Here is a 23,043-nt window from a genome sequence, read left to right as displayed (position 1 = left end):
GCAGGAGCGAGTGCGGCAGTCCCCGCACCTGCTCCTGCTCCAGCACCCGCTCCATCGACAGTGGGTGCTGCTTTATCGCCGCCTGCTGCGGCACAGCAGCAGGCGGCAGCTGGGGGAGTCGCCGCTTCCCAGCCGCCAGCCGCCAATGCTGCCGGTACCGGCTCAGGGGCCGTAGCGAGCGCCCCTGTTACGACTGGTAACGCAGCAAGCATAAATCATCAAGCTCCGGTTGCCCAAGCGGGCACAGCGAATCAGCCGGGCGTGGCACAACCCTCTGTGCCTTCTACACAGCAGAGTATGGTCCAGAGCATGCAGCAGCAGTCAGTCATCGCCTCAACGCAGGCAGGCGACTCGTCACAAGCCCTTCAGGACACCTTGAAGGGGGTGCTCCTTCAAGTTCTGTCCAGCCAGGAAACACCGTCGGCACTGAAGGAAGCCGCTCAGCAAATCGTGCAGCATTTAACGGGGCAGCAGCTCCTGCTGAACACGGATAGAACAGCACCGTTCGCCCAGGTTACCATGTTTATCCCTCTGCATGGCGCGGACGGAGAACAGACCGCCTCCGTACATATTCAGTCGCGCAGAGGGCGCAAAGGCGAGCTCGATGCCACCAACTGCCGGCTGTTGTTTGATCTGGATATGAGATTTCTGGGACCGACCCTCATTGATGTGCAGGTCGTCGACCGGATTGTCAGCCTCAGCTTCCGGAATGACCAGAGCTTTGCCGCGGAACTGTTTGAAGGAAAAAAGCAAGAGCTGGCGACGGCTGTTGCGTCCATTGGTTATCAATTGTTAAGCGTAAAAACAGAACCGCTGCCCGTTGATCCACAGCCGTCTTCGGATATGTCGGTGCAGGGAACGGCCGCAGAATACGCCCCTCAGACCTATAAAGGGGTGGATATGCGGATATGACCAAGCAAGAGCAAGAACAAGGATCGATGACGGCCATGAAAAAGGCCGTTGCTCTTAAATATACGCCTGGCGAGAGTGAAGCGCCGATGGTTGTTGCCAAAGGACAGGGCAAGCTGGCGGAATCTATTCTGGATAAAGCCAAAGAGCATGGGGTTCCTGTTCAGGAGGACGCCGCATTGGTGGAGATTCTCTCCAAGCTGGACCTGGACCAGCAGATCCCTGCAGAGCTTTATCAGCTCGTAGCCGAAGTGCTGACATACGTTTATCGCGCGGATGGTCAGGCGAAGCAGGAGGGAATGATGCCGTAATGCCCTCTCGATTCGGGAAGAAAGACAGCCGCAAGCAAAAAGGTGCGGCTGCTGAGGAATTGGCGGCAGCAGCCTTGGTTGAGAAAGGTTACCGCATACTGGACCGCAATTGGCGCTGCCGCTTTGGAGAACTGGATATCGTTGCCGAGATCGGGGCGACCCTCGTGATCATTGAAGTAAGAAGCCGAAGCGGGACGACAAGCTTCGGTACGCCTTCGGAATCCGTAAATGCCCGCAAAATGATACAGGTTCGGAATACGGCACAGCAGTACGTGCATCAGAAACGTCACCATGAACGGTCGGTTCGCTTCGATGTCATCTCGATAATTCTTGGCGCTGATCTGACGGCTGTCTCGATGGAGCATATCGAGAATGCATTTTAGATTGAAAGTGAATGCTACCCCGCATAACACGAATTAAAAAAAGAAGGTGGCGGAGTGATAAACTCCTTCACCTTCTTTTACTTAAACGGTGAGTTTCCATTAGTATTGGCAGACTTCCAGACAGTTGTCATCCAGATCATAGAAGGTAAAGTAGGTTGCGCCGTACTCCAGAATGGTATCGACGCGTACGCCATGGTCCTTCAGGTGTTGATAAGCCTCCTCGGCATTGGAGACAAAAAAATTAAACATAGCGTGACGGGGCTCAAAATACTTACCCTCTTCTGTAGAGAACAGGGTGAGGGATGTCTGCCCGAACAGGATGCATTGGTATTCGCCTTGCTCGCTCTCCCAACCGACTCGGCCTCCCAAAACATTTGTGTACCACTCCTTTGCAGCTTTCATATTCCGGGTGGGTACAAAGACAGTGTCAATATGCTGAAAAATAGAAGTAGTCATGGTATCACTCCTTGGTTTTATTTGCTGCTGCTCCAGATCAAGACCTGTTCTTTTTGCCCCGTGTCGCTGTCCACCGAAACATCAAGAACTTCAAAACCGTTTTTTATATAGAAGCGGAATGCCCTCTGGTTCTTCTCATACACCCGAAGCTTCAAAACATCTCTAAGGTTCATGGCGCAGTGAAGAAGTGCTTTTCCGTATCCCTGATTTTGTTGGCCTGTGTTAACAAATAATGCGGCAAGATCATTTTCAACCATGGAGACGAACCCTTGGATGCCTCCTGCGTCTTCAATCAAGTAGGTTTCTGACATCGGGAGATAGACATTCCGCATTTCCGCTTGCCGGGACTCCCAATATTCGGCTGGGACAAAATGATGGGCTTCCTTGGATGCATCAAGCCAGATTTGGATGAGATCATCCATATCAGCAGGGGCCATCGGTCTGACTTCCATGATGTATTCACTCCAATCGCTGTCATTTAGCGGGATGTTTCTTCGGTCGCGATATGCTGTCGATCCAGCTGCCGGTATTGAATCGCTTCAGCAACGTGACGGCTATGAATCTCTCGGGATGCTTCCAAGTCTGCAATGGTTCTAGCCAGCTTCAGAATCCTGTCATAGGCGCGCATGCTAAGACCAAGTGTGTCGATTGTCGCTTGCAGAAGCTCTGCCGAGTCCTTGTCCAGCAGCACATGTTTCCTCAGGAAGCTTCCAAAGAGTTCACTGTTCCAGCAAAATGGAAGTCTGTGGTAGCGCTCTAACTGAATGGCTTGCGCCGCGTAGACTTGATCCCGCATTTGCTGTGAGGATATAGGAGTGGAGCTTCCCGGCCATTCCTTAGGCCTGGGCACGTCCACCTGCAGGTCGATCCGGTCCATTAAGGGACCCGAGATCTTAGCGCGGTATTGAGCAATTCGAGTAACGCTGCAAGTGCATCGCTGATGGGGATGATCGCTGCCGTAATAACCGCACGGACAAGGGTTCATCGAACAAGCCAGCATGAAATGCGCCGGGAAGGTAAATACCGCCCGTGCCCGGCTGATGGTTACTTCGCGGTCCTCCAGGGGCTGGCGCAGCACCTCAAGCACATGCCTGGAGAACTCAGGAAGTTCATCAAGGAACAGAATGCCCTTGTGGGCCAGGCTGACCTCCCCCGGCTTCGGAATGGTTCCCCCTCCGATGAGCCCGCCGGCCGAGATGGTATGATGCGGAGACCTGAAGGGGCGTTTGGTCATCAAGCCGTCGGACGATTTTAATTTGCCGGCAGCGCTGAATATTTTCGTAGTTGTCAACGCTTCTTGGTCTGCCAGCGGCGGAAGGATGGTGGGAAGACGCTTCATGAGCATCGTTTTTCCGGTACCGGGAGGGCCGATAAGCAAGATGTTGTGCATCCCGGCAGCAGCAATCGTGAGGGCCCGCTTGATATGCTGCTGTCCGATCACATCTGTATAATCTTCAAGCTGTGTGTCCTGCGGGCTTTCATGTTGTGTTCCACCAGACTGCGATGATTTATCATAGCGGAGCTTTGACAGCGAAACGTCAGCCATTAAATTTCCCATGGCTCCATTGGGATCATTCCCATCCTGAACGAGCTCTTTCAGGTGCTGCAGCCCGTAAACCTCGATTCCCCCAATTAATGCTGCTTCAGGAGCATTCTCGAGCGGCAGGACAACCCCAGTAAAACCCTCTTTTTTGGCTTGCTCCACCATGGGCAGAACACCCGTTACGGGTCTGAGCGCACCATCCAGTGCAAGTTCGCCAACGATTAGCATTCGTCCTGCATCCGTAAAGGTCCATTGCTCGCTTGTCAGCAATATGCCAACAGCGATCGCCAGATCGAAGGAGGATCCCACCTTGCGAAGATCTGCCGGGGCGAGATTGATGGTTACCCGTTTAAGCGGGTAGGTAAATCCGCAGTTTTTGATCGCTGCCCGTACCCGCTCCACGGATTCCCGGATAGAGGAATCGGGCAGCCCGATAATGGCGGTTTGCGGCAGACCATTGGCAAGGTCCACCTCTACCTGAATGACAACGCCATCAATGCCGTGCAAGCACGCGCTATGAAGTTTTCCATACATAAAAAAGCACCTCTTTTTCAGATATCAGTGGATTGTATTCGTTATAGAACATCCGTGATTTCGAAAAGGGTGCTTCCTCCTTTCGCTGGTGATTATAGTCCGTATTGTAAAAGCTTATCCAGCTTATGTCAATTCATATGCGTTCTCTCTGTTTTACAGTTTCCTCGATATCGACAGCAAATGGGTTGCCCTCGATTTTAATCACACCCCACCACGGCGTAACTGGTTAGAAAATCAAATCATATTAGGAGAGGCTCGAGAGAAATATGAGTTGTCTGCATTTGAAAGAGTATGAACATTATTAGTAAAACCAAGACAATAAGTAAGCGCATGAACCCATTTTTTATAAAGATGGGTTCTAATCTAGCCCAATCTGGATATTAGTCCAACCTTAAAGCAAAACACTCAAGTACCCTAAACCATCTTTATGGGGAGGTGTCATGATTGAGTTGCCTTGAACATGGAATTAACCGTAAAAAGAAAACCGAAGTGGTTTGTCCTCCGAAAGAAAGAAGGAAGAAGTGCAGGCGTCGAGTCTTTAAAAAATAGTGAGGGTCTCATGTCCTCCGCCCATTTTGACACTTTCCATGGTATCTGGAGTTTATGCTTCCGAAGCAAGTGATTTGAATGTTGCTGAGTTACAAGACGCCATAACAGAACATAATGAATCCTTTATACATTCATTAGAAGCGAAAAAAAAACGAGATTGTAGATACACTTAACAAGTTTCCAGAAAATGAAGTATTACAGGAAGTAAAACAATACTTGAATGAAAAACCTGAACTTTCTGATGGGCAAATCATCAGTGATTTCAGTGTAAATGTTTTACTGTACAATGATAGTGGAGCGACTTTATCGCTCGACAATTATATTGAAGAACTCGAAGAGCAAGGCTCCTTTAAAACAAGTCTTAATGACGAAGAGATTAAACCACTTGCTACTGGTGGAATTGTTTGGGTAAACTCAATTAATGGTAATTTAAATACTAGAAATATCGAAATCACAACAAAATACGTTAGTTATGTAGGAAGTAAACCCGACAGTGTAAGTTTTACCAATAAATTTCTTGCCAGTGATGTACAAACCAGTAACAAAGGATACTACGCAGAGAAAGGAAGAGATTCAAAACACTTAACAAGAAATCAATCATTTACTTCAACTTTAAGATCTCAAACGAAGTATTGGATTGGATCGAATGAAGTAAAAGTCTTTGAAAAAGGAGTACCGGTCGGACTTCAAACCGGTGACACTGATCGAATACTGTATAACAACGCGGCAATGCCTTATTTTAAATATGTAGATTCACTCTCTGGATTGGTCAATTATGAGCCGTCTTATACAATATGGAAAAATGTTCCAAATCCAACTCCGTGGGATAGCAGTAAGGATAGAGGTGCATACATTACTTATTACATTAATACTTATGGAAATCCTGGATGGGATTGGGCATCATACGATATACATCATATAAAACCACGTGAATATGGTGGTGGAAACGAAAAATCTAATTTAATACCTGTTCCTCGATCAATTCATCAACAACTTATAACAGCTTGGTGGAACAGCTACAATAAAGGGTGATTAAAAATTGGCATCAGATGTAGTTAACAACTTAGAAGCATATAGAAAATGTTTAAATAATGATAAATATATTCAACATTACAGCAGCGGTAATCTGAATGAGACTAAATCAGCATTTAATTCCCCTGCATCACTAAGTGACATTCAAAATTTATGCCAGAAAAAAGGCTGGACACTTCCAGATCAGTATGTTGAATTTTTGTTGTATTGTAACGGATGCTATTTGTTTAGAGACCAGTTCGGGACAGGTTTTGACTTGTTAAGCCATAAACAAATGGATGAATACCACTTAAATTACATGCCTAAAAACTGGATTCCTATTTGTTATTATGTTGGAGATTATTTATTCATCGACTCAGATAGAGTGGATACTGGAAAAGGATATTTGATGTGGCACAACCACGAACAATATTTTGAGGATCCACCAACTATCAGATATGAAATTGATTTTAATACTTGGCTTGAAAGATTAATAATTGCCCAAGGCTCACCTTTCTGGGAATGGAAAAATTAATATTGCCAAGTAAATAACCCGCGGGATTTTCCTGCGGGTTATTTACATTATTCAAGAATTTTTTCTCGTAATAGAATGTAAGCATGAAAAAGGGGAGAAAGGCACGCACGGCTGCATGAGTGCGGCGTGCCTTTTCTCGCTTTTTCATTTGTCAAACCTTGCACAATTGTCGAGATATGGGCCACTTGTTTCCGGCTTTTAAAGGCTCATAAAAAGGAAAGGGATGTGGATTCATTTTTGGTTGTTCATCCCATGGGATTTTCAGTTCTTTAAGCAAAGAACCTACTAGCTATATGCCAGCAGGTTCTTTTTTGCGTCTAGTCGTATTAATCGACTCACATGCTTTATTTCCTCTAATGGTACCCAAACGGGTCCATAAACGCTCCGCATCTTTAAGCAATCTGTACAAGCATCAGGGATGCCTTGTAATACTGCGCCATCGATAAGATATATCGTCACGCTTTGCTTCTTCTGTATGGCTATCTTCAGTTCTTTTTCCCACATTTGATTGATCACGCACCTATGACTAAAGTAATGATTTTAGTATATCAAAAGTGGGTAAAATTTACTACGATTTATCTGAATACAGGTAAAGATCATTTGAAAAAGGGATGTGGATTTACATCCTCGGTAGGATTAAAAGGAGCCTTGAATGGCTCCATTAAAGGTTAATGCGGCAGGCCGCACACCTGTTATTTCCGGAGCCAGTGAGTCTTTCGGTATTCGACAGGTGTCGGCCGGTCATTTTTTTAACAAGCGATCGTCCATTTTGCTAATACCATCCGCCTGCCAGCTGATATCCACAAACTCATCATGCTGATGCAGAACGACCCTAATATTGTAGGAAAATAATACGACATCATGATGAGAAAATAAACCAGTACCATTCTAGTGAATAGCATAAAAAGGATAAAAAGTTTTAATGTATGCCATAGTTTAGTATATTGAATAAGGGATTTAATGGTATAATATTACAGTATATGCTAATTAAAACAGGTTGGGGAGGGGACGAAATGACAATATTATGGGGGAATATCATCATTACGCTCGTTGCGGGATTCATCGGAGTCGCCGTCGTGGTTTTAGGGATTGTCGGATTACTGCACTATGTGAAGAAAAAGTAGATTTTATTTTACATACTTTTCCAATTTATATCTGGAAGGAATCAAACCCATGCTAAATAGAGTGGATAAACGGTGAACTTTTTAAGGTAAGCGTTTTAAAAACATGTTACAATAGCTTGGGTTTAATATATAAAGGTTGACACGAGAATAACTTTCTTTCATAGATTAGTCTCATGTTAACCAGCCTTGTTCCAGTCATGTTGATAGGAGGATTCGAGAATGAATATCCATGAATATCAAGGAAAACAAGTACTGAAGCAATATGGAGTAGCTGTTCCGAACGGCAAGGTAGCGTTTACGGTGGAAGAAGCAGTGGAAGCTGCACAGTCTTTGGGCAGTCCCGTAACCGTTGTCAAAGCACAGATCCACGCAGGTGGCCGGGGTAAAGCCGGCGGCGTTAAAGTGGCGAAGAACCTGGATGAGGTTCGTGCTTATGCTGAAGAAATTCTGGGCAAGGTGTTGGTGACTCACCAAACGGGTCCAGAAGGCAAGGAAGTTAAGCGTCTCCTCATTGAAGAGGGCTGCGATATTCGCAAAGAGTATTATATCGGTGTTGTAGTTGACCGTGCTACTGGCCGTGTCGTCTTGATGGCGTCTGAAGAAGGCGGTACTGAAATCGAAGAGGTTGCAGCAGCAACTCCTGAGAAGATTTTTAAAGAAGTCGTGGATCCAGCGATCGGACTTCAAACGTTCCAAGCACGGAAATTAGCGTATTCCATTAATATCCCGAATGAACTGGTTGGTAAAGCCGTTCAGTTCATGCTGGCCCTGTATAAGGCATTTGTTGAGAAGGATTGCTCTATCGCTGAGATCAATCCGCTTGTCGTAACAGGTGACGGAAACGTCATGGCTCTTGATGCCAAACTCAATTTTGACTCCAATGCGCTGTTCCGTCATAAGGACATTCTTGAACTGCGCGACCTGGACGAAGAAGACGAGAAGGAAATCGAAGCATCCAAATACGACTTGAGTTACATAGCTCTTGATGGCAATATCGGCTGCATGGTTAACGGAGCCGGTCTTGCGATGGCTACTATGGACATCATCAAGTATTATGGCGGCGACCCTGCTAACTTCCTTGATGTTGGGGGCGGTGCAACAACGGAGAAGGTAACGGAAGCCTTCAAGATTATTTTGTCCGATCCTCAAGTAAAAGGAATCTTTGTCAACATTTTCGGTGGTATTATGCGTTGCGACGTTATCGCTACCGGTGTTGTTGAAGCAGCGAAACAGCTGGGCTTAACTCGTCCGCTTGTTGTCCGCTTGGAAGGAACGAATGTTGACCTCGGCAAGCAAATTTTGGCTGAGTCCGGTCTGAACATCGTGCCTGCTGATTCCATGGCCGACGGAGCACAGAAGATCGTCTCCCTCGTTCAGTAATAATTCATTCCTGAAGGGGCATGGCACGATGGGCTTTAGGGCTCGGCCGTGCGGTTGCTTTCATTTTCAAATAACAATAGGGGATGTGAATCAATCGTGAGTATTTTGATCGATAAAAATACAAAAGTTATCACACAAGGGATTACAGGCAAGACGGCCCTTTTCCATGCAAAAGGTGCCCTGGATTACGGTACCCAGATGGTCGGCGGAACTTCACCTGGTAAAGGTGGAACTGAAGTCGAAATCACGCTGGAGAACGGTGAAACTGTCAAATTGCCGGTTTACAACACCGTTGAGGAAGCTAAAGCCAAAACTGGCGCGACCGCAAGCGTAATCTATGTACCGCCAGCTTTTGCAGCAGATTCCATTCTGGAAGCTGTTGATGCTGAGATGGACCTGGTTATCTGTATCACGGAAGGTATTCCAGTGCTCGATATGGTGAAAGTATCCCGCTATCTGGAAGGCAAGAAAACTCGTCTGATCGGACCTAACTGTCCAGGTGTCATTACACCGGGCGAATGTAAGATCGGTATTATGCCGGGCTACATCCACACGCCGGGACATGTAGGGGTTGTATCGCGCAGTGGTACCCTGACTTATGAAGCTGTTCATCAGCTGACCGCTCGCGGCATTGGACAATCCTCAGCCGTTGGTATCGGTGGTGACCCGGTTAAAGGAACTGAGTTTATCGATGTCTTGAGACTGTTTAATGAAGATCCTAACACCAAAGCGGTAATTATGATCGGTGAGATCGGTGGTACAGCTGAAGAAGAAGCGGCTGAATGGATCAAAGCGAACATGAACAAACCTGTTGTTGGCTTCATCGGTGGAGCCACAGCGCCTCCAGGAAAACGCATGGGCCATGCTGGCGCGATTATTTCTGGCGGTAAAGGAACGGCTAAGGAGAAAATTGCCGTGCTTGAAGCTTGTGGTGTCAAGGTAGCTCCAACGCCTGCCGAAATGGGCTCAACTCTGGTTAGCGTTCTTGAGGAGCAAGGTCTTTTGGAGTCTTGCAAGACTCACTAAGGCATGATTTTTTCCAGATAACAGGTTAAGTCTGTGTTCATAATGTAAGGTAAGCAACCTTTTATTTCCTGAACAGGAAATGAAGGGTTGCTTTTTTGTTTTCGATTTTATATTTTAAGGAGGTCACATAATGAAGCTGGAAAGCGTGCTGCTGGTCGCCCTGCATGAAAGTGACGGTATTGGATGGAAGACGATTAACCGGATTATAACTAGAGGGGAACTGCATGAAGGGATGCTATCCTACGATGCAAACGATTGGAGAGCATGCGGGCTATCTGTCGAAAGAGCGAATAAATTGACTAAGGAATTCCCACTCACCGTCGAAAGAAAACGCAGCGACATGTCGAATGTTGGCGACGGCGAATTTCGACAGAATCAAGCTGAGGTATGGAATTTGACAAACCGCTCAAAAATACGTATTATAACAGCCCTTGATGACTTTTATCCGGAATCATTGAAATCTTCACCCCAGGCCCCGTGGGTATTGTATTGCATGGGTGATTATCGTCTGCTGTCTAAACCGGGGATCGCTATGGTGGGTACAAGAATGCCGACAGCCTATGGGCGCAAGATTGCATCGATGCTATCCGAAGAGCTGACAAGGGCGGGATTAATGGTTGTTAGCGGTATGGCCAGAGGCATCGATAGCGTTGTCCACGAAACCGCATTGAGAAGCGGCGGAATGACGGTGGCGGTTCTAGGAGCGGGCATTGACGTCATCTATCCACCGGAGAACCGTTCGCTTTACGAAGAGATTGCGGCCAAGGGACTTGTCATTTCTGAATATCCGCCGGGAACGAAGGCGTTACCAGGATTTTTCCCGCAGAGAAACCGGATTATCGCCGGATTAACGCTGGGTACCGTGGTTGTTGAGGCGGATGCTCGCAGCGGGTCATTAATTACGGCAGATTATGCGCTGGAGGCAGGAAGGGATGTGTTTTCCGTTCCGGGACCTCTTACTTCATCTAAGAGCAGAGGGACGCTGGATTTGATCAAGCAAGGGGCCAAGATGGTCACGGATGCCCGGGATATAATAGAAGAATATGATTCCTGGTTGCCAAAAGAGGCTTCGGATACATACAATAAGGAGCGGCGGGCCCATCGTCAGGAGCAGCCGGATTTACAAGCCGGGTTGACAAATGATGAACGACACATATACCATATGCTCGAACAGGGGCCCGGGTCGCTGGATGAGATGATCGAGCGAACCCAGTGGGATTTTGGACATTTGCATTCAGTTCTGTTATCTTTAATCATAAAAAAGCAGATTACCCAATTACCCGGTGCTATATATAAGATCATATAATGGGAAAGTTTGAATGTTGGAGAGGAGGATGAACCTGTGGCGGATTCACTCGTCATCGTAGAGTCGCCTGCTAAGGCGAAAACGATTGGCAAATATCTCGGCAGCAAGTATATCGTTAAGGCTTCAATGGGTCATGTTCGCGATTTGCCGAAGAGCCAGATCGGGGTTGAGGTTGAAAATGACTTCAATCCGAAATACATTACGATCCGCGGAAAAGGTTCTGTCTTAAAGGAACTTAAGGATGCTAGCAAAAAGGTGAAGAAAGTATACCTCGCAGCTGACCCCGATCGCGAAGGGGAAGCCATTGCATGGCATCTTGCGCATGCATTGGAGCTGGATGATACCCAAAGCCTGCGGGTTGTATTTAATGAAATAACGAAAACGGCCGTGAAGGATGCCTTTAAGACGCCGCGCAAAATTAACATGGATTTGGTTAACGCGCAGCAGGCAAGACGCATCCTGGATCGTTTGGTTGGTTATAAGATCAGCCCTATTCTATGGAAGAAAGTGAAAAAGGGTCTCTCGGCTGGTCGTGTTCAATCCGTAGCCGTCAAAATCATCCTGGATCGCGAGAACGAAATCAGTGCATTCGTTCCGGAAGAATACTGGACCATTACGGCCAAGCTGGCCGTGAACGGATCTGCATTCGAAGCGAAATTTACACAGTTTAACGGTGCGAAGAAGGAATTGACCAACGAACAGGAAGTGAATGAAATTCTCGAAGCCATTCGGGATGCTTCCTTCCAAGTGGGTGAAGTGAAAGAGCGGGAGCGCCAGCGTCACCCGTCACCACCATTTACGACCAGTTCACTGCAGCAGGAAGCTGCACGCAAACTTGGTTTCCGGGCTGCCAAGACGATGTCGGTTGCCCAGCAGCTTTACGAGGGTGTCGAGCTGGGCAAAGAAGGCACTGTCGGTTTGATTACCTATATGCGTACAGACTCGACCCGTATTTCCGGGACAGCTCAAGAAGAAGCGAAGGAATATATCACCGAGAAGTATGGTGATTCGTTCGTACCGGAGAGCCCGAGACAATATTCGAAAAAAGCAGCCAACGCTCAGGATGCGCATGAAGCGATACGTCCCACTTCCATACTTCGGGATCCGGAATCCATGAAACCGTTTATGAGCCGGGATCAGCTTCGCTTGTATAAACTCGTTTGGGAGCGTTTTGTGGCGAGTCAAATGGCTTCAGCAGTACTGGATACGCTTTCTGTAGATATCGCTGCAAACAATACGGTCTTCCGCGCGACCGGTTCCAAGGTTCGTTTCCCTGGATTCATGAAGGTCTACGTCGAAGGTAACGACGACGGGACGACAGAGGAAGATAAGTATTTGCCGGAGCTTCACACGGGTGACGTGCTGGAGAAACAGGATATTGAGCCGAAGCAGCATTTCACACAGCCGCCGCCACGCTATACAGAGGCAAGGCTGGTCAAGACGCTTGAGGAACTCGGCATAGGGCGTCCTAGTACGTATGCGCCGACACTGGAGACGATCCAGAAGAGGGGCTACGTTGCAATCGAAGAGAAAAAATTCATGCCAACCGAGCTCGGTGAGCTTGTCATCGAACAGATGGAGCAGTTCTTCCCTGAAATCCTCAATGTGGAGTTTACCGCGAACATGGAAGAGGACCTTGACCATGTGGAGGAAGGTTCCGAGGACTGGGTAAAGGTGTTGGCTGAGTTCTACGAATCCTTCGAAAAGCGTCTTGAAGTAGCAGAGGAAGAAATGAAGGAAATCGAAATCGAAGATGAGGTTTCCGATGAAATATGCGAGAAGTGCGGCAAGCCCCTGGTTTATAAGCTTGGCCGTTTCGGCAAGTTTCTTGCGTGTTCGGGCTTTCCGGATTGCCGTAACACCAAACCGATTGTGAAAGATATCGGTGTGGCGTGTCCGAAATGCAAGGAAGGTCACGTGGTGGAACGGCGAAGCAAGAAGGGGCGCGTCTTCTTTGGATGTGATCGTTATCCTGAATGTGATTTTGTATCCTGGGATAAACCTTCAACGAAGCCGTGTCCGAGCTGCAGCAGTTTAATGGTGGAGAAGAAGAGCAAGCAAGGGGTCAAGCTTCAGTGTACCTCTTGTGATTATTCCGAAATGGTTGAGGAACCGGATGAAGCGGCAGATTTGTAAGGCATACAGGGGGTAATGACGTTGACAGATTCACAGAGGGTTACGGTTATCGGTGCGGGACTTGCAGGCAGTGAGGCTGCCTGGCAGATCGCGAGCCGTGGCGTACCCGTTACACTATATGAGATGCGGCCGGTCGTAAAGACACCGGCGCATCATACGGACAAGTTCGCTGAGCTTGTGTGCAGCAATTCACTTCGGGCGAACGGCTTGACTAATGCGGTAGGCGTACTGAAGGAAGAAATGCGGATGCTGAACTCGCTTGTTATCGGCTCGGCAGATCGCAATTCCGTACCGGCAGGCGGCGCACTGGCCGTTGACCGTGATGGATTCTCAGGCGAAATTACGGAAACGCTGCATAACCATCCGTTGATTGAGGTCGTAAATGAAGAAATTCAGCATATACCTGAAGAAGGCATTGTTGTTATCGCAACAGGACCGCTCACTTCTCCCGCACTGTCATCGCAAATCCGAGAGCTGATGGGCGAAGACTATTTCTATTTTTACGATGCGGCTGCTCCGATTGTGGAGAAGGATTCCATCGATATGAGCAAAGTGTATCTGGCATCCCGCTATGATAAAGGTGAGGCAGCTTATCTCAATTGCCCGATGACGGAAGAAGAGTTTGATGCCTTCTATGATGCCCTTATCAATGCCGAGGTTGCCCAATTGAAAGAGTTTGAGAAGGAGATTTATTTTGAGGGCTGTATGCCGATCGAGGTTATGATGAAACGCGGCAAACAAACGGCCTTATTCGGCCCGATGAAGCCCGTGGGACTGGTAAACCCGCATACGGGCGAGCTTCCGCACGCGGTTGTGCAGCTGCGTCAGGATAATGCAGCGGGAACTCTGTATAATCTTGTTGGCTTCCAGACCCATCTGAAGTGGGGCGAGCAGAAGCGGGTCATTTCCATGATTCCGGGACTAGAGAACGCTGAAATCGTACGATATGGCGTTATGCACCGGAATACGTTTGTTAATTCGCCTAAGCTGCTCGAACAGACCTATCAGGTAAAGACCAGATCTAATCTCTATCTGGCAGGGCAAATGACAGGCGTTGAGGGCTATGTGGAATCAGCAGCATCCGGCTTGATTGCAGGAATTAATGCAGCAAGAGCAGCACAGGGGCAGGAGGGTGTCGTTTTCCCTCAGGAATCAGCTATCGGCAGCATGGCATACTACATAACCCATGCAGATCCTGATAATTTCCAACCGATGAATGCGAACTTCGGTCTTCTTCCAAATCTGGAGAAACGCATACGTAACAAAAAGGAAAAAAATGACGCTCTTGCTAACCGTGCTCTTGACGGAATTCGTGTGTTTATTAATGCTAAAGAACTAAATACGATGTAACTTATTTCTAAGGGAGGTCCTGCCATCATGGAAATGACTTTTCACGCCACAACGATTTGTGCTGTTCGGCATAATGGCACAGCTGCCATTGCCGGCGATGGTCAAGTCACATTCGGTGAAAGTGTAGTCATGAAGCAGACCGCCAAGAAAGTGCGCCGTCTTTACCGGGGACAAGTTGTCGCCGGTTTTGCCGGTTCTGTGGCGGATGCTATTACGTTGTTTGAGAAATTCGAGGGCAAGCTGGAGGAGCATCATGGCAACTTGCAGCGTGCCGCTGTCGAACTTGCGAAGGATTGGCGTCAAGACCGAGTGCTTCGCAAGCTTGAAGCTTTGATGATTGTTATGGATAAAACGGGGATGCTGCTGATCTCTGGCGGCGGAGAAATTATCGAGCCTGACGATGATGTGCTGGCCATTGGCTCAGGGGGCAATTTTGCATTGTCGGCGGGACGTGCGCTTAAGCGCCATGCGGGGCATATGGAAGCAAAAGACATAGCCAGAGAAGCGCTTCAAATCGCTTCAGAGGTGTGCGTCTATACTAACAGCAATATTATTGTCGAAGAGCTGTAAGAATGCCATATAGCAACAAATAGCCATATCAGGGTGGAGGTATTCGCGATGAGTAAAGAATCGATGACGCCTAGACAGATTGTATCCGAACTGGATAAATACATCGTAGGCCAGAAGGAAGCTAAAAAATCAGTCGCCGTTGCACTTCGCAATCGTTATCGCCGCAGTTTGCTTACCGATGACGAGCGGGATGAGATCGTACCGAAAAACATTCTGATGATCGGACCTACCGGCGTGGGTAAAACGGAGATTGCGAGAAGACTCGCGAAGCTCGTCCATGCGCCTTTTGTGAAGGTCGAGGCCACAAAGTTCACGGAGGTTGGCTATGTTGGCCGTGACGTGGAGTCAATGGTACGGGACCTTGTGGAAACTGCTATACGCATGGTGAAGCTGGAGCGCACGGAGCAGGTGAAGGACAAAGCCGAAGAATTGGCAAATGAGCGGATCGTACAGCTGCTGGCGCCATCAACCAAGGGGCAGAAGAGTCAGCGTAATCCATTCGAAATGCTGTTTGGCGGAAACAATAATGATACACAGGCGGAAGAAGAGGATTCGGCAGATAAGGACGTAAGTCTCAAGGAGAAACGCAGGCAGATCCGGTTTAATCTCCTGTCGGGCAAACTTGAGGATGACACGGTAGAGATTGATGTGGAGGATGCTGCTCCCAACATGTTTGATATGTTTGCCGGTCAAGGGAATGACCAGATGGGCATGAACATGCAGGAGATGTTTGGCAACCTCATGCCGAAGCGGACCAAGCGACGCAAACTATCCGTCAAGGAAGCAAGGAAAGTACTCACACAAGAGGAAGCAGGTAAATTGATTGATATGGATGACGTCATCCAGGAATCAATACGCCGGGCTGAACAATCGGGTATTATCTTTATTGATGAGATCGATAAGGTTGCGAGTCAAGGCAGACAATCGGGACCGGATGTCTCCAGAGAAGGCGTTCAGCGCGATATTTTGCCGATTGTAGAGGGTTCAACGATCATGACGAAGTACGGTCCGGTAAAAACGGATTTCGTGCTGTTTATCGCTGCAGGCGCATTTCACATTGCCAAACCATCGGATTTGATTCCGGAGCTACAGGGACGTTTTCCGATCCGGGTAGAGCTGAGCAGTTTGACTTTGGACGATTTTGTGTCGATTTTGACAGAACCGAAAAATGCGTTAACGAAACAATATGTCAATCTGCTGCGAACGGAGGATCTTGAAGTGGAGTTTTCTCCTGAGGCGATTCGGGAAATTGCCCAGATTGCTGCATCAGTGAATCAGAACACGGAGAATATCGGTGCACGCAGACTTCATACCATATTGGAGAAACTGCTTGAAGACCTCTCGTTTGAGGCACCTGAGCTTACGCTGGACCGTATGGTGATTACGCCGGAATATGTCCGGGAAAAGCTCGCAGGTATCGCCCAGGATCGGGATTTAAGCCAATATATCCTGTAGTTGCAGCCATATAGGCCTATTAGCCGAGTAAACGCACGGAGATAATTGTCGATATTCATCGTGAAACCTCGCAGCAAGTTGTCGAAGAGCTTTCGCATGTTGGAAGGTGCCGGGACGGTTTTCGCAATTTTTTGTGAATTTCTCTAAATGTTCCGGGACCTATCGTTTGGGGAAAAACGATTAAAATTTACAGAATTAGTGGTACGATTTGCAATAATATAGAAAAAAACCGAATAAAAATGAATACAAAGCCCTTCTTTTTGGTAAAAGACAGGGCTTTTTTCTTATTGTAAAAAGTCCCAATCTTTAAGAAACTTAGTTTATGTGACATCATGTTGTCTTTTTCTACTTAAGACCTAGGTTAGTGCGTACGGATTATATTCTTTGTCGAAAAAAGAGGATTTAGCTGGGAAGAGTGGAATATCTTCTTGCAAAGTCCAGTCAGGAGGAATGAGCTAGTGAATCTGTTGAACAATAGTTCTTTTCAACGGCTTCAAAGCGGTTTGGATGCGGCAAATCTCAGAAACAATGTGATTGCGAACAACATCGCGAACGTGGATACTCCTCATTTTAAGCGATCCGAGGTATCCTTTGAGAGTCTTCTGAAAAAGGAAATGGATGGAGCCGATTTATCGCTTCAGGGCAGAAGAACGGATCCCCGACATTTTGTTATTGGTCCTACAGGGGGGATTCCCGACGCTTCAGTCATGAAGGATGGAAGCAGCTCTATGAACAACAACCAGAATAATGTCGATGCAGACAGAGAAATGTCGCTGCTTGCAGAGAATCAGCTTCGTTATAATTCATACATACAAGCTGTAAATGAGCAGATTCGAATGATGCGTACAGCTATTGAAGGGAGATAGGGTTCATGAATATTAGCAATAGCTTTGGGATTAATGCATCAGCTCTTACAGCACAACGGCTTCGAATGGATGTCATCTCCTCCAACATAGCCAATGCGGAAACCACTCGCGCGCGAATCGAGAATGGACAAGCCGTTCCGTATCGCCGAAAGACTGTTGTGTTTCAGCCGCAGCAAGAATCGTTTGAAGGACTTCTCAGAGCTCAGATGAGTGGTCAGGACGCGGGACAAGGAGTAAAGGTTGCGGCAGTGCAGGAAGATCAAGCGCCGCTGAAACGGGTATATAACCCTACTCATCCCGATGCAAATACAGAAGGTTATGTCTTTATGCCTAACGTGGATATAACGAAGGAGATGGTGGATATGCTTGCAGCCACCCGTTCTTACGAAGCTAACGTAACAGCGATAAATGCTTCGAAAGCCATGATCATGAAGGCATTAGAGATTGGAAGATAAGAAGATAAAATACATAAGCACACATAGTAGGAGGACAGAATTATGATTCAAAACGCAATGTTCAGTGTTCAGGGCGTACAGCCACTTCAACTACAAGAGCAAGTGAAAAATGGAGCGACTCCTTCTGAATCGATCCGCGATTTTGGTTCTTACCTGAATGAAGCACTGAACTCTGTGTCAGCACAGGAACAGAATGCACATATGATGACCGATAAATTAATGATTGGACAAGTAAACGTAGATCAGGCGATGATATCCGCCCAACAGGCTCTGTTGAGCATTCAGCTCACAACACAGGTCCGAAACAAAGTGGTAGAAGCCTATCAAGAGATCATGCGCACGCAAATCTAAATGTTTCTAGCAAAGTTTCGGATGGGGTGACAATGTGAACGAGAGAATCGCCCAGTATCGGGAAAGAATGACCCAATATTGGAACCAATTCAGCAACAAACAAAAAATAATGTTAATCGCTACAATAGCATTTGTTCTGATTGCTCTGATCGTACTAACGATGCAGTTCTCTAAGACGAAATACGAAGTAGCATTCCGGGATTTGAATTCCAGCGATGCTGCGGGAATCATCAGCCACCTGGAGACCCAAGGAATTTCTTATAAGCTGAGTGAGGATGGCAGAAGCATCCTGGTACCTAGCACGAGTGCAGCTAAAGTCCAGATTGATGTAGGCTCACAAGGACTTGTGCAGAATGGTACGATCGGATTCGAAACCTTCGAGAAGAATGCGTCAGCCATCGGAATGACCGATAACGAGTTCGAAGTGAAATATGTAAATGCACTGAACGGCGAAGTAGAACGGTTGCTTGAGAAGATGCAGGGCGTTCAAGATGCAACCGTGCTATTAAACCTTCCCAAGGAAAGTGTATTTGCGAAAAACGGGAACGAAGATAAAGCCAGTGCTTCCGTAGTTGTGCAATTTAAGCCGGGCTATCGTCCTAATCAGGAAGTCATCGACGGCTATTACAACCTCGTGAAGACTGCGATTCCAAACTTGCCGGTTGAGAATATTACAATCACCAATGACGAAGTCGAGCTGCTCGCAACAGCTAAGGGCGGTCAAGGCGGATTGATTGGCAAGGTGGAAGAGAACTTTGCTCTTCAGAAAAAATTCGAAAGCGAAGTTAGGCAAAATGTCCAGCAATTTCTATCGCAGTACATGGGTTCGAATAAAGTGAATGTTCTCGTCGCTTCCAAACTGAATTTCGATCAGGTGCAGAGCAAGGAAAACATCGTAACCCCTGTGGATGAAGAAGAAATGAAGGGGATTGAGCTCAGTGTTCAGGAAATCCAGAAGAACTATTCGGGAACCAGCAGTCCGACCGGCGGAGTGGCCGGTGTAGGCCAAGAGGCTGTTCCAGGATATCCAAGCGACTCTGGAAGCGGTGAAACGAACTCGGAAGAGCTCTCCAAAACGGTTAACTACGAAGTTAACCGGATTACCAAGGATATCATTGCAAGCCCATATACTGTTAAAGATTTAACCATTAATGTCTCGGTTGAACCACCTGCGGGACAACAAGCTTTAGACGATCCTACAAGAACGGCTATTCAAAACATTCTGGTCAACATTGTAAGAGCATCGCTTGCAGATTCGGGTTCTACTTATACAGACGCTGATCTGTCCAAAAAAGTTTCGGTTAATTCACAGGTATTTAATGTAAATCCGGATGAAAATACGAAAACTGTTTTTTCTCAGCCTGTATTATGGGGAATTGGTATTGCTGCGTTAGCATTGATTGCGGGGGGAGCCTACTTCTTTATCCGCCGACGCAGACAACAGCAGGAAGAGCTTGAAGATGACATTCAGCTTCCGCCAGTTACAGAATTCCCATCAATAAATCTCGAAAGTATAACCAATGAAAGCCAGGTTCGTAAGCAGCTCGAAACCTTGGCGAAGAAGAAGCCAGATGAATTCGTGAATTTACTTCGCACATGGCTAGCTGAGGAATAGAGGTGGAAGCATTGGCTAAGGGAAATAACCAAATGTTAAGCGGACGTCAAAAAGCAGCTATACTGCTCATTACACTTGGCCCGGAAGTGTCTGCTCAAATATTTAAGCATCTTCGAGATGATGAAATTGAACAATTAACACTAGAGATCGCGAACGTTCGCAAAGTCGACAGTGTCGAGAAAGATAGCATCATTCAAGAATTCCATCAGATTTGTTTGGCCCAGGAGTACATTTCCCAAGGCGGCATTAATTACGCTAAAGAAATTTTGGAGAAGGCGCTTGGTCAACAAAAAGCGATGGAAGTGATCAACAGGTTGACCGCAACGCTTCAGGTAAGACCGTTTGACTTCGCCCGCAAAGCGGACCCAAGCCAAATCCTGAACTTTATCCAGAACGAAAATGCACAAACGATTGCTCTCGTATTGTCTTATCTCCAGTACGAGCAGGCCTCTGCGATTTTGTCCTCGCTTCCGCAAGAGAAGCAGGCAGAAGTTGCCCGCAGGGTAGCTGTGATGGACAGTACTTCTCCTGAAGTCATCTCCCAGGTCGAGCGTGTGCTTGAACAGAAACTTTCAGCGACGGTGACTCAGGATTATACAAGTGCCGGCGGCATTGAGTCCATCGTTCAAATCCTGAACGGGGTTGACCGCGGAACGGAAAGAACGATCCTCGATTCCTTGGAAATCCAGGATCCCGAGCTTGCAGAAGAAATCAAGAAGCGGATGTTTGTTTTCGAGGATATCGTCAATGTGGACAATCGCTCTATACAGCGTATTATCCGCGATGTCGAGAATGCGGATTTGCAGCTTGCGCTCAAGGTGGCAAGCGAAGAGGTGCGCGATGTTATTTTCCGGAACATGTCCAAGCGTATGGCCGAAACCTTCCGCGAAGAAATGGAATACATGGGTCCGGTGCGGCTGCGTGATGTTGAGGAAGCTCAAACTCGGATTGTAAGCACGATCCGAAGACTCGAAGAGGCGGGCGAGGTCATTATAGCCCGTGGCGGAGGAGATGACATCATTGTCTAACTTGATCAAATCGTCCCACTATAAACCGATGGATGTGTTGAAAGAGTTGGATCTTGCTCGTCGTTACGCTTCACCAACCGAGGAAACGGTCGAGGAGTATGCTCCTCCGACTGCCGAGCCGGCAGTTGTGCAGACGCTGGCTGAAGCCGAACGTTTGAAGCATGAGATGCTGAAGGATGCCCAAGAGTTTGCCGAAAGGCAAATACGGGAGGCTTCGGAAGAAGCGGAACGGTTATTGACCGAAGCGCAGCAGCAGATTGAAGCATGGTGGACTGGACGCAGGCTTCAGGATGATGATTTGTCTGAGACGCTGAAGATGGAAGGCTTTAATCAGGGATATGCTGAGGGCTCCGCCAAGGCAGAGCTTGAGATGAAGGAACTGATGGAGCAGGCGACGGTTCAAGCTAGCGAATTGCTCCAACTGGCTCACCAGGCCAAGGACGATTTAATTCAGGAGGCGGAGCCGTTCCTGGTGGAGCTCAGCTGCAGCATTGCCGAGAAGGTGCTGGATCATCAGTTAACAATCGAGCCTGACTTTACCCTGGAGCTCATTCGGAAGAATCTGGCCCGCAAACGGGAAAAAGGAATCATCTCGCTCTGTGTGGCTCCCGAACAGTTTGAATTTGTCTATGCGGCACGGGAAGAACTCGGATTATCAATCGATTCCCAGGCAGAGCTTCAAATTCTGCCGGATTCTACGGTGAAGGATCGCGGCTGTGTGATCCGCTCCTCATTCGGAAGTGTGGATGCCCGCATCGATACGCAGCTGTCCGAGATTAAAAAAGAACTGGTGCGGTTCGCTCTTGATGACGAGGAACGGAGAAATCAAGATGAAGAAGCTGAATAGCGCACGATATATGGATCATTTAAGGCATTTAGATCCCGTTCGAATCAACGGCAAAGTAACTCAGGTTATCGGACTGATGGTGGAATCCGAAGGCCCGGACGCAAGCATTGGCGATGTGTGCTACATCTATCCCACGAAGCAATCCAAGCCGCTCAAGGCTGAGGTCGTTGGCTTCAGGGATAATAAAGTGCTGCTGATGCCGCTGGGCGAGCTTCATTCCATCGGCCCTGGCTGTGATGTGGTCGGCACCGGGAAGCCACTGAGTGTGCAGGTAGGCTCTGAACTGCTTGGCAAGGTGCTGGATGGATTAGGTCAGCCGCTGGACGGTTCCATCATTCCAGCTCGCATGCCTCATTATTCAACCCATAACGTTCCACAGAATCCGCTCAATCGGCCGAGAGTTCAGGAACCGATCAGCATCGGTGTTCGAGCGATTGACGGACTGCTCTCCATCGGCAAAGGGCAGCGGGTCGGTATTTTTGCCGGGTCGGGTGTCGGGAAGAGTACCTTGATGGGGATGATTGCAAGAAACACCTCTGCCGATGTTAATGTCATTGCCTTGATCGGAGAACGCGGTCGAGAGGTGCTTGACTTCATCGAGCGGGACCTGGGACCTGAGGGGCTAAAGCGATCCGTCGTGATTGTTGCGACTTCAGATCAGCCAGCCCTCATCCGCATTAAAGGAGCTTTAATCGCCACAACGATTGCCGAATATTTCAGGGATCGTGGGCTGAATGTGATGCTGATGATGGATTCCGTTACCCGGTATGCAATGGCACAGCGCGAAGTGGGGCTTGCCGTAGGGGAACCGCCCGCGATGCGTGGTTACACTCCCTCGGTATTTGCAAGTCTGCCTAAGCTGCTGGAACGTGCAGGAACTGGGCCGACAGGCTCCATTACTGCCTTTTACACGGTGCTTGTAGATGGCGACGATATGAACGAACCGATTGCTGATGCGGTTAGGGGTATATTGGACGGCCATATCGTGTTAAACCGGAATATAGCAAATAAAGGACATTTTCCGGCTATCGACGTGTTGGCAAGTATCAGCCGGGTGATGAAAGATATCTCGCCTGAGGAGCAAATTGACGCTTCCGAGAATGTAAAACGACTGATGGCGGTGTACAAGGATTCCGAGGATTTGATCAATATCGGAGCCTATCAAGAAGGCTCGAATGCCGATATCGATGAGTCCATCGAATATATCGGGCGAATATGGGATTTTACGAAGCAAAAAGTGAATGAGAAAACAACATTGAATGAGGTTCAGGAACGTTTGATTTCCGAGTTTTCAAGGAGATGA

Annotated in this window: 21 protein-coding genes and 1 pseudogene; 19 read left to right on the top strand and 3 right to left on the bottom strand. The window is 47.7% G+C overall.

The features are described 5' to 3' along the window. The 3 genes and pseudogenes from PGL02S_RS03770 to PGL02S_RS03760 all read left to right on the top strand — a co-directional run. Positions 1–912: pseudogene (locus PGL02S_RS03770) on the top strand (hypothetical protein); the annotation flags it as partial. Continuing rightward, positions 909–1,220, top strand: coding sequence for an EscU/YscU/HrcU family type III secretion system export apparatus switch protein (locus tag PGL02S_RS03765; RefSeq protein ID WP_006211349.1), 312 nt, complete (start codon positions 909–911; stop codon positions 1,218–1,220). The pseudogene PGL02S_RS03770 and the gene PGL02S_RS03765, both read left to right, overlap by 4 nt. After that, positions 1,220–1,603, top strand: coding sequence for a YraN family protein (locus tag PGL02S_RS03760; protein ID WP_036642045.1), 384 nt, complete (start codon positions 1,220–1,222; stop codon positions 1,601–1,603). Before PGL02S_RS03765 ends, PGL02S_RS03760 begins: the two co-directional genes overlap by 1 nt. Positions 1,604–1,702: 99 nt before the next feature. Here PGL02S_RS03760 and PGL02S_RS03755 read toward each other — a convergent pair whose 3' ends face one another. The 3 genes from PGL02S_RS03755 to PGL02S_RS03745 are packed head-to-tail and all read right to left on the bottom strand — an operon-like array spanning position 1,703 to position 4,136. Continuing rightward, positions 1,703–2,059 (bottom strand): VOC family protein, encoded by a 357-nt coding sequence (locus tag PGL02S_RS03755; RefSeq protein WP_006211347.1) that lies wholly within the window; start codon positions 2,057–2,059, stop codon positions 1,703–1,705. Between the two features lie 17 nt (positions 2,060–2,076). Beyond that, the gene (locus PGL02S_RS03750) at positions 2,077–2,511 is read right to left on the bottom strand and encodes a GNAT family N-acetyltransferase (protein WP_036642047.1); all 435 of its coding nucleotides are present in this window, start codon (positions 2,509–2,511) and stop codon (positions 2,077–2,079) included. A 26-nt stretch (positions 2,512–2,537) separates the two neighbouring features. After that, positions 2,538–4,136, bottom strand: coding sequence for a YifB family Mg chelatase-like AAA ATPase (locus PGL02S_RS03745; RefSeq protein ID WP_036642049.1), 1,599 nt, complete (start codon positions 4,134–4,136; stop codon positions 2,538–2,540). A gap of 765 nt (positions 4,137–4,901) precedes the next feature. Here PGL02S_RS03745 and PGL02S_RS03740 point away from each other — a divergent pair. From PGL02S_RS03740 to fliI, 16 genes are all read left to right on the top strand, one after another. After that, positions 4,902–5,717 carry an HNH endonuclease signature motif containing protein gene (locus tag PGL02S_RS03740; protein WP_051449270.1) on the top strand — a complete coding sequence of 272 codons (816 nt, stop codon included), beginning with the start codon at positions 4,902–4,904 and terminating at the stop codon, positions 5,715–5,717. A 7-nt stretch (positions 5,718–5,724) separates the two neighbouring features. Then, on the top strand, positions 5,725–6,231 hold the full coding sequence (locus tag PGL02S_RS03735) for an SMI1/KNR4 family protein (protein ID WP_036642051.1): 507 nt from the start codon (positions 5,725–5,727) through the stop codon (positions 6,229–6,231). A gap of 1,343 nt (positions 6,232–7,574) precedes the next feature. Next, positions 7,575–8,735 (top strand): ADP-forming succinate--CoA ligase subunit beta, encoded by a 1,161-nt coding sequence (sucC, locus tag PGL02S_RS03730; RefSeq protein WP_006211339.1) that lies wholly within the window; start codon positions 7,575–7,577, stop codon positions 8,733–8,735. Positions 8,736–8,831: 96 nt separating this feature from the next. Then, positions 8,832–9,761 (top strand): succinate--CoA ligase subunit alpha, encoded by a 930-nt coding sequence (gene sucD, locus PGL02S_RS03725; RefSeq protein ID WP_006211338.1) that lies wholly within the window; start codon positions 8,832–8,834, stop codon positions 9,759–9,761. A 130-nt stretch (positions 9,762–9,891) separates the two neighbouring features. Further along, positions 9,892–11,067: a DNA-processing protein DprA gene (dprA, locus tag PGL02S_RS03720; RefSeq protein WP_036642053.1), complete on the top strand. Its 1,176-nt coding sequence runs from the start codon at positions 9,892–9,894 to the stop codon at positions 11,065–11,067. A 36-nt stretch (positions 11,068–11,103) separates the two neighbouring features. Beyond that, positions 11,104–13,203, top strand: a complete 2,100-nt coding sequence (gene topA, locus PGL02S_RS03715; protein WP_036642054.1) for a type I DNA topoisomerase — start codon at positions 11,104–11,106, stop codon at positions 13,201–13,203. A 15-nt stretch (positions 13,204–13,218) separates the two neighbouring features. Next, entirely contained in the window at positions 13,219–14,553 is a 1,335-nt protein-coding gene (trmFO, locus tag PGL02S_RS03710; RefSeq protein ID WP_376165180.1) for an FADH(2)-oxidizing methylenetetrahydrofolate--tRNA-(uracil(54)-C(5))-methyltransferase TrmFO, read from the top strand. A gap of 27 nt (positions 14,554–14,580) precedes the next feature. Beyond that, on the top strand, positions 14,581–15,123 hold the full coding sequence (gene hslV, locus PGL02S_RS03705) for an ATP-dependent protease subunit HslV (RefSeq protein WP_006211334.1): 543 nt from the start codon (positions 14,581–14,583) through the stop codon (positions 15,121–15,123). A gap of 48 nt (positions 15,124–15,171) precedes the next feature. Next, positions 15,172–16,578, top strand: a complete 1,407-nt coding sequence (hslU, locus tag PGL02S_RS03700; protein ID WP_036642058.1) for an ATP-dependent protease ATPase subunit HslU — start codon at positions 15,172–15,174, stop codon at positions 16,576–16,578. Between the two features lie 458 nt (positions 16,579–17,036). After that, positions 17,037–17,444 (top strand): flagellar basal body rod protein FlgB, encoded by a 408-nt coding sequence (gene flgB / locus PGL02S_RS03695; RefSeq protein WP_036642060.1) that lies wholly within the window; start codon positions 17,037–17,039, stop codon positions 17,442–17,444. A gap of 5 nt (positions 17,445–17,449) precedes the next feature. Beyond that, positions 17,450–17,899, top strand: coding sequence for a flagellar basal body rod protein FlgC (gene flgC, locus PGL02S_RS03690; protein WP_006211331.1), 450 nt, complete (start codon positions 17,450–17,452; stop codon positions 17,897–17,899). 42 nt (positions 17,900–17,941) lie between these two features. Continuing rightward, entirely contained in the window at positions 17,942–18,250 is a 309-nt protein-coding gene (fliE, locus tag PGL02S_RS03685) for a flagellar hook-basal body complex protein FliE (protein ID WP_006211330.1), read from the top strand. A 34-nt stretch (positions 18,251–18,284) separates the two neighbouring features. After that, the gene (fliF, locus tag PGL02S_RS03680; protein ID WP_036642061.1) at positions 18,285–19,865 is read left to right on the top strand and encodes a flagellar basal-body MS-ring/collar protein FliF; all 1,581 of its coding nucleotides are present in this window, start codon (positions 18,285–18,287) and stop codon (positions 19,863–19,865) included. Between the two features lie 11 nt (positions 19,866–19,876). Next, complete coding sequence (fliG, locus tag PGL02S_RS03675; protein WP_036642439.1) at positions 19,877–20,893, top strand: flagellar motor switch protein FliG; 1,017 nt, start codon at positions 19,877–19,879, stop codon at positions 20,891–20,893. Further along, entirely contained in the window at positions 20,886–21,740 is an 855-nt protein-coding gene (locus PGL02S_RS03670) for a FliH/SctL family protein (RefSeq protein WP_036642062.1), read from the top strand. The genes fliG and PGL02S_RS03670 overlap by 8 nt, the downstream gene beginning before the upstream one ends. After that, the gene (fliI, locus tag PGL02S_RS03665; RefSeq protein WP_006211327.1) at positions 21,724–23,043 is read left to right on the top strand and encodes a flagellar protein export ATPase FliI; all 1,320 of its coding nucleotides are present in this window, start codon (positions 21,724–21,726) and stop codon (positions 23,041–23,043) included. The genes PGL02S_RS03670 and fliI overlap by 17 nt, the downstream gene beginning before the upstream one ends.

Origin of the sequence: Paenibacillus glucanolyticus NBRC 15330 (assembly GCF_004000885.1) — a bacterium.
In the GTDB taxonomy this organism is placed as follows: domain Bacteria; phylum Bacillota; class Bacilli; order Paenibacillales; family Paenibacillaceae; genus Paenibacillus_AQ; species Paenibacillus_AQ glucanolyticus.
This window is presented reverse-complemented; position numbering and strand designations above follow the sequence as displayed.

Bases quoted from the DNA above. Each gene is read 5' to 3' on its own strand.
- PGL02S_RS03765 (WP_006211349.1), top strand. From the start codon at position 909: ATGACCAAGCAAGAGCAAGAACAAGGATCGATGACGGCCATGAAAAAG.
- PGL02S_RS03760 (WP_036642045.1), top strand. From the start codon at position 1,220: ATGCCCTCTCGATTCGGGAAGAAAGACAGCCGCAAGCAAAAAGGTGCG.
- PGL02S_RS03755 (WP_006211347.1), bottom strand. From the start codon at position 2,059: ATGACTACTTCTATTTTTCAGCATATTGACACTGTCTTTGTACCCACC.
- PGL02S_RS03750 (WP_036642047.1), bottom strand. From the start codon at position 2,511: ATGGAAGTCAGACCGATGGCCCCTGCTGATATGGATGATCTCATCCAA.
- PGL02S_RS03745 (WP_036642049.1), bottom strand. From the start codon at position 4,136: ATGTATGGAAAACTTCATAGCGCGTGCTTGCACGGCATTGATGGCGTT.
- sucC (WP_006211339.1), top strand. From the start codon at position 7,575: ATGAATATCCATGAATATCAAGGAAAACAAGTACTGAAGCAATATGGA.
- dprA (WP_036642053.1), top strand. From the start codon at position 9,892: ATGAAGCTGGAAAGCGTGCTGCTGGTCGCCCTGCATGAAAGTGACGGT.
- trmFO (WP_376165180.1), top strand. From the start codon at position 13,219: ATGACGTTGACAGATTCACAGAGGGTTACGGTTATCGGTGCGGGACTT.
- hslV (WP_006211334.1), top strand. From the start codon at position 14,581: ATGGAAATGACTTTTCACGCCACAACGATTTGTGCTGTTCGGCATAAT.
- hslU (WP_036642058.1), top strand. From the start codon at position 15,172: ATGAGTAAAGAATCGATGACGCCTAGACAGATTGTATCCGAACTGGAT.
- flgC (WP_006211331.1), top strand. From the start codon at position 17,450: ATGAATATTAGCAATAGCTTTGGGATTAATGCATCAGCTCTTACAGCA.
- fliE (WP_006211330.1), top strand. From the start codon at position 17,942: ATGATTCAAAACGCAATGTTCAGTGTTCAGGGCGTACAGCCACTTCAA.
- fliI (WP_006211327.1), top strand. From the start codon at position 21,724: ATGAAGAAGCTGAATAGCGCACGATATATGGATCATTTAAGGCATTTA.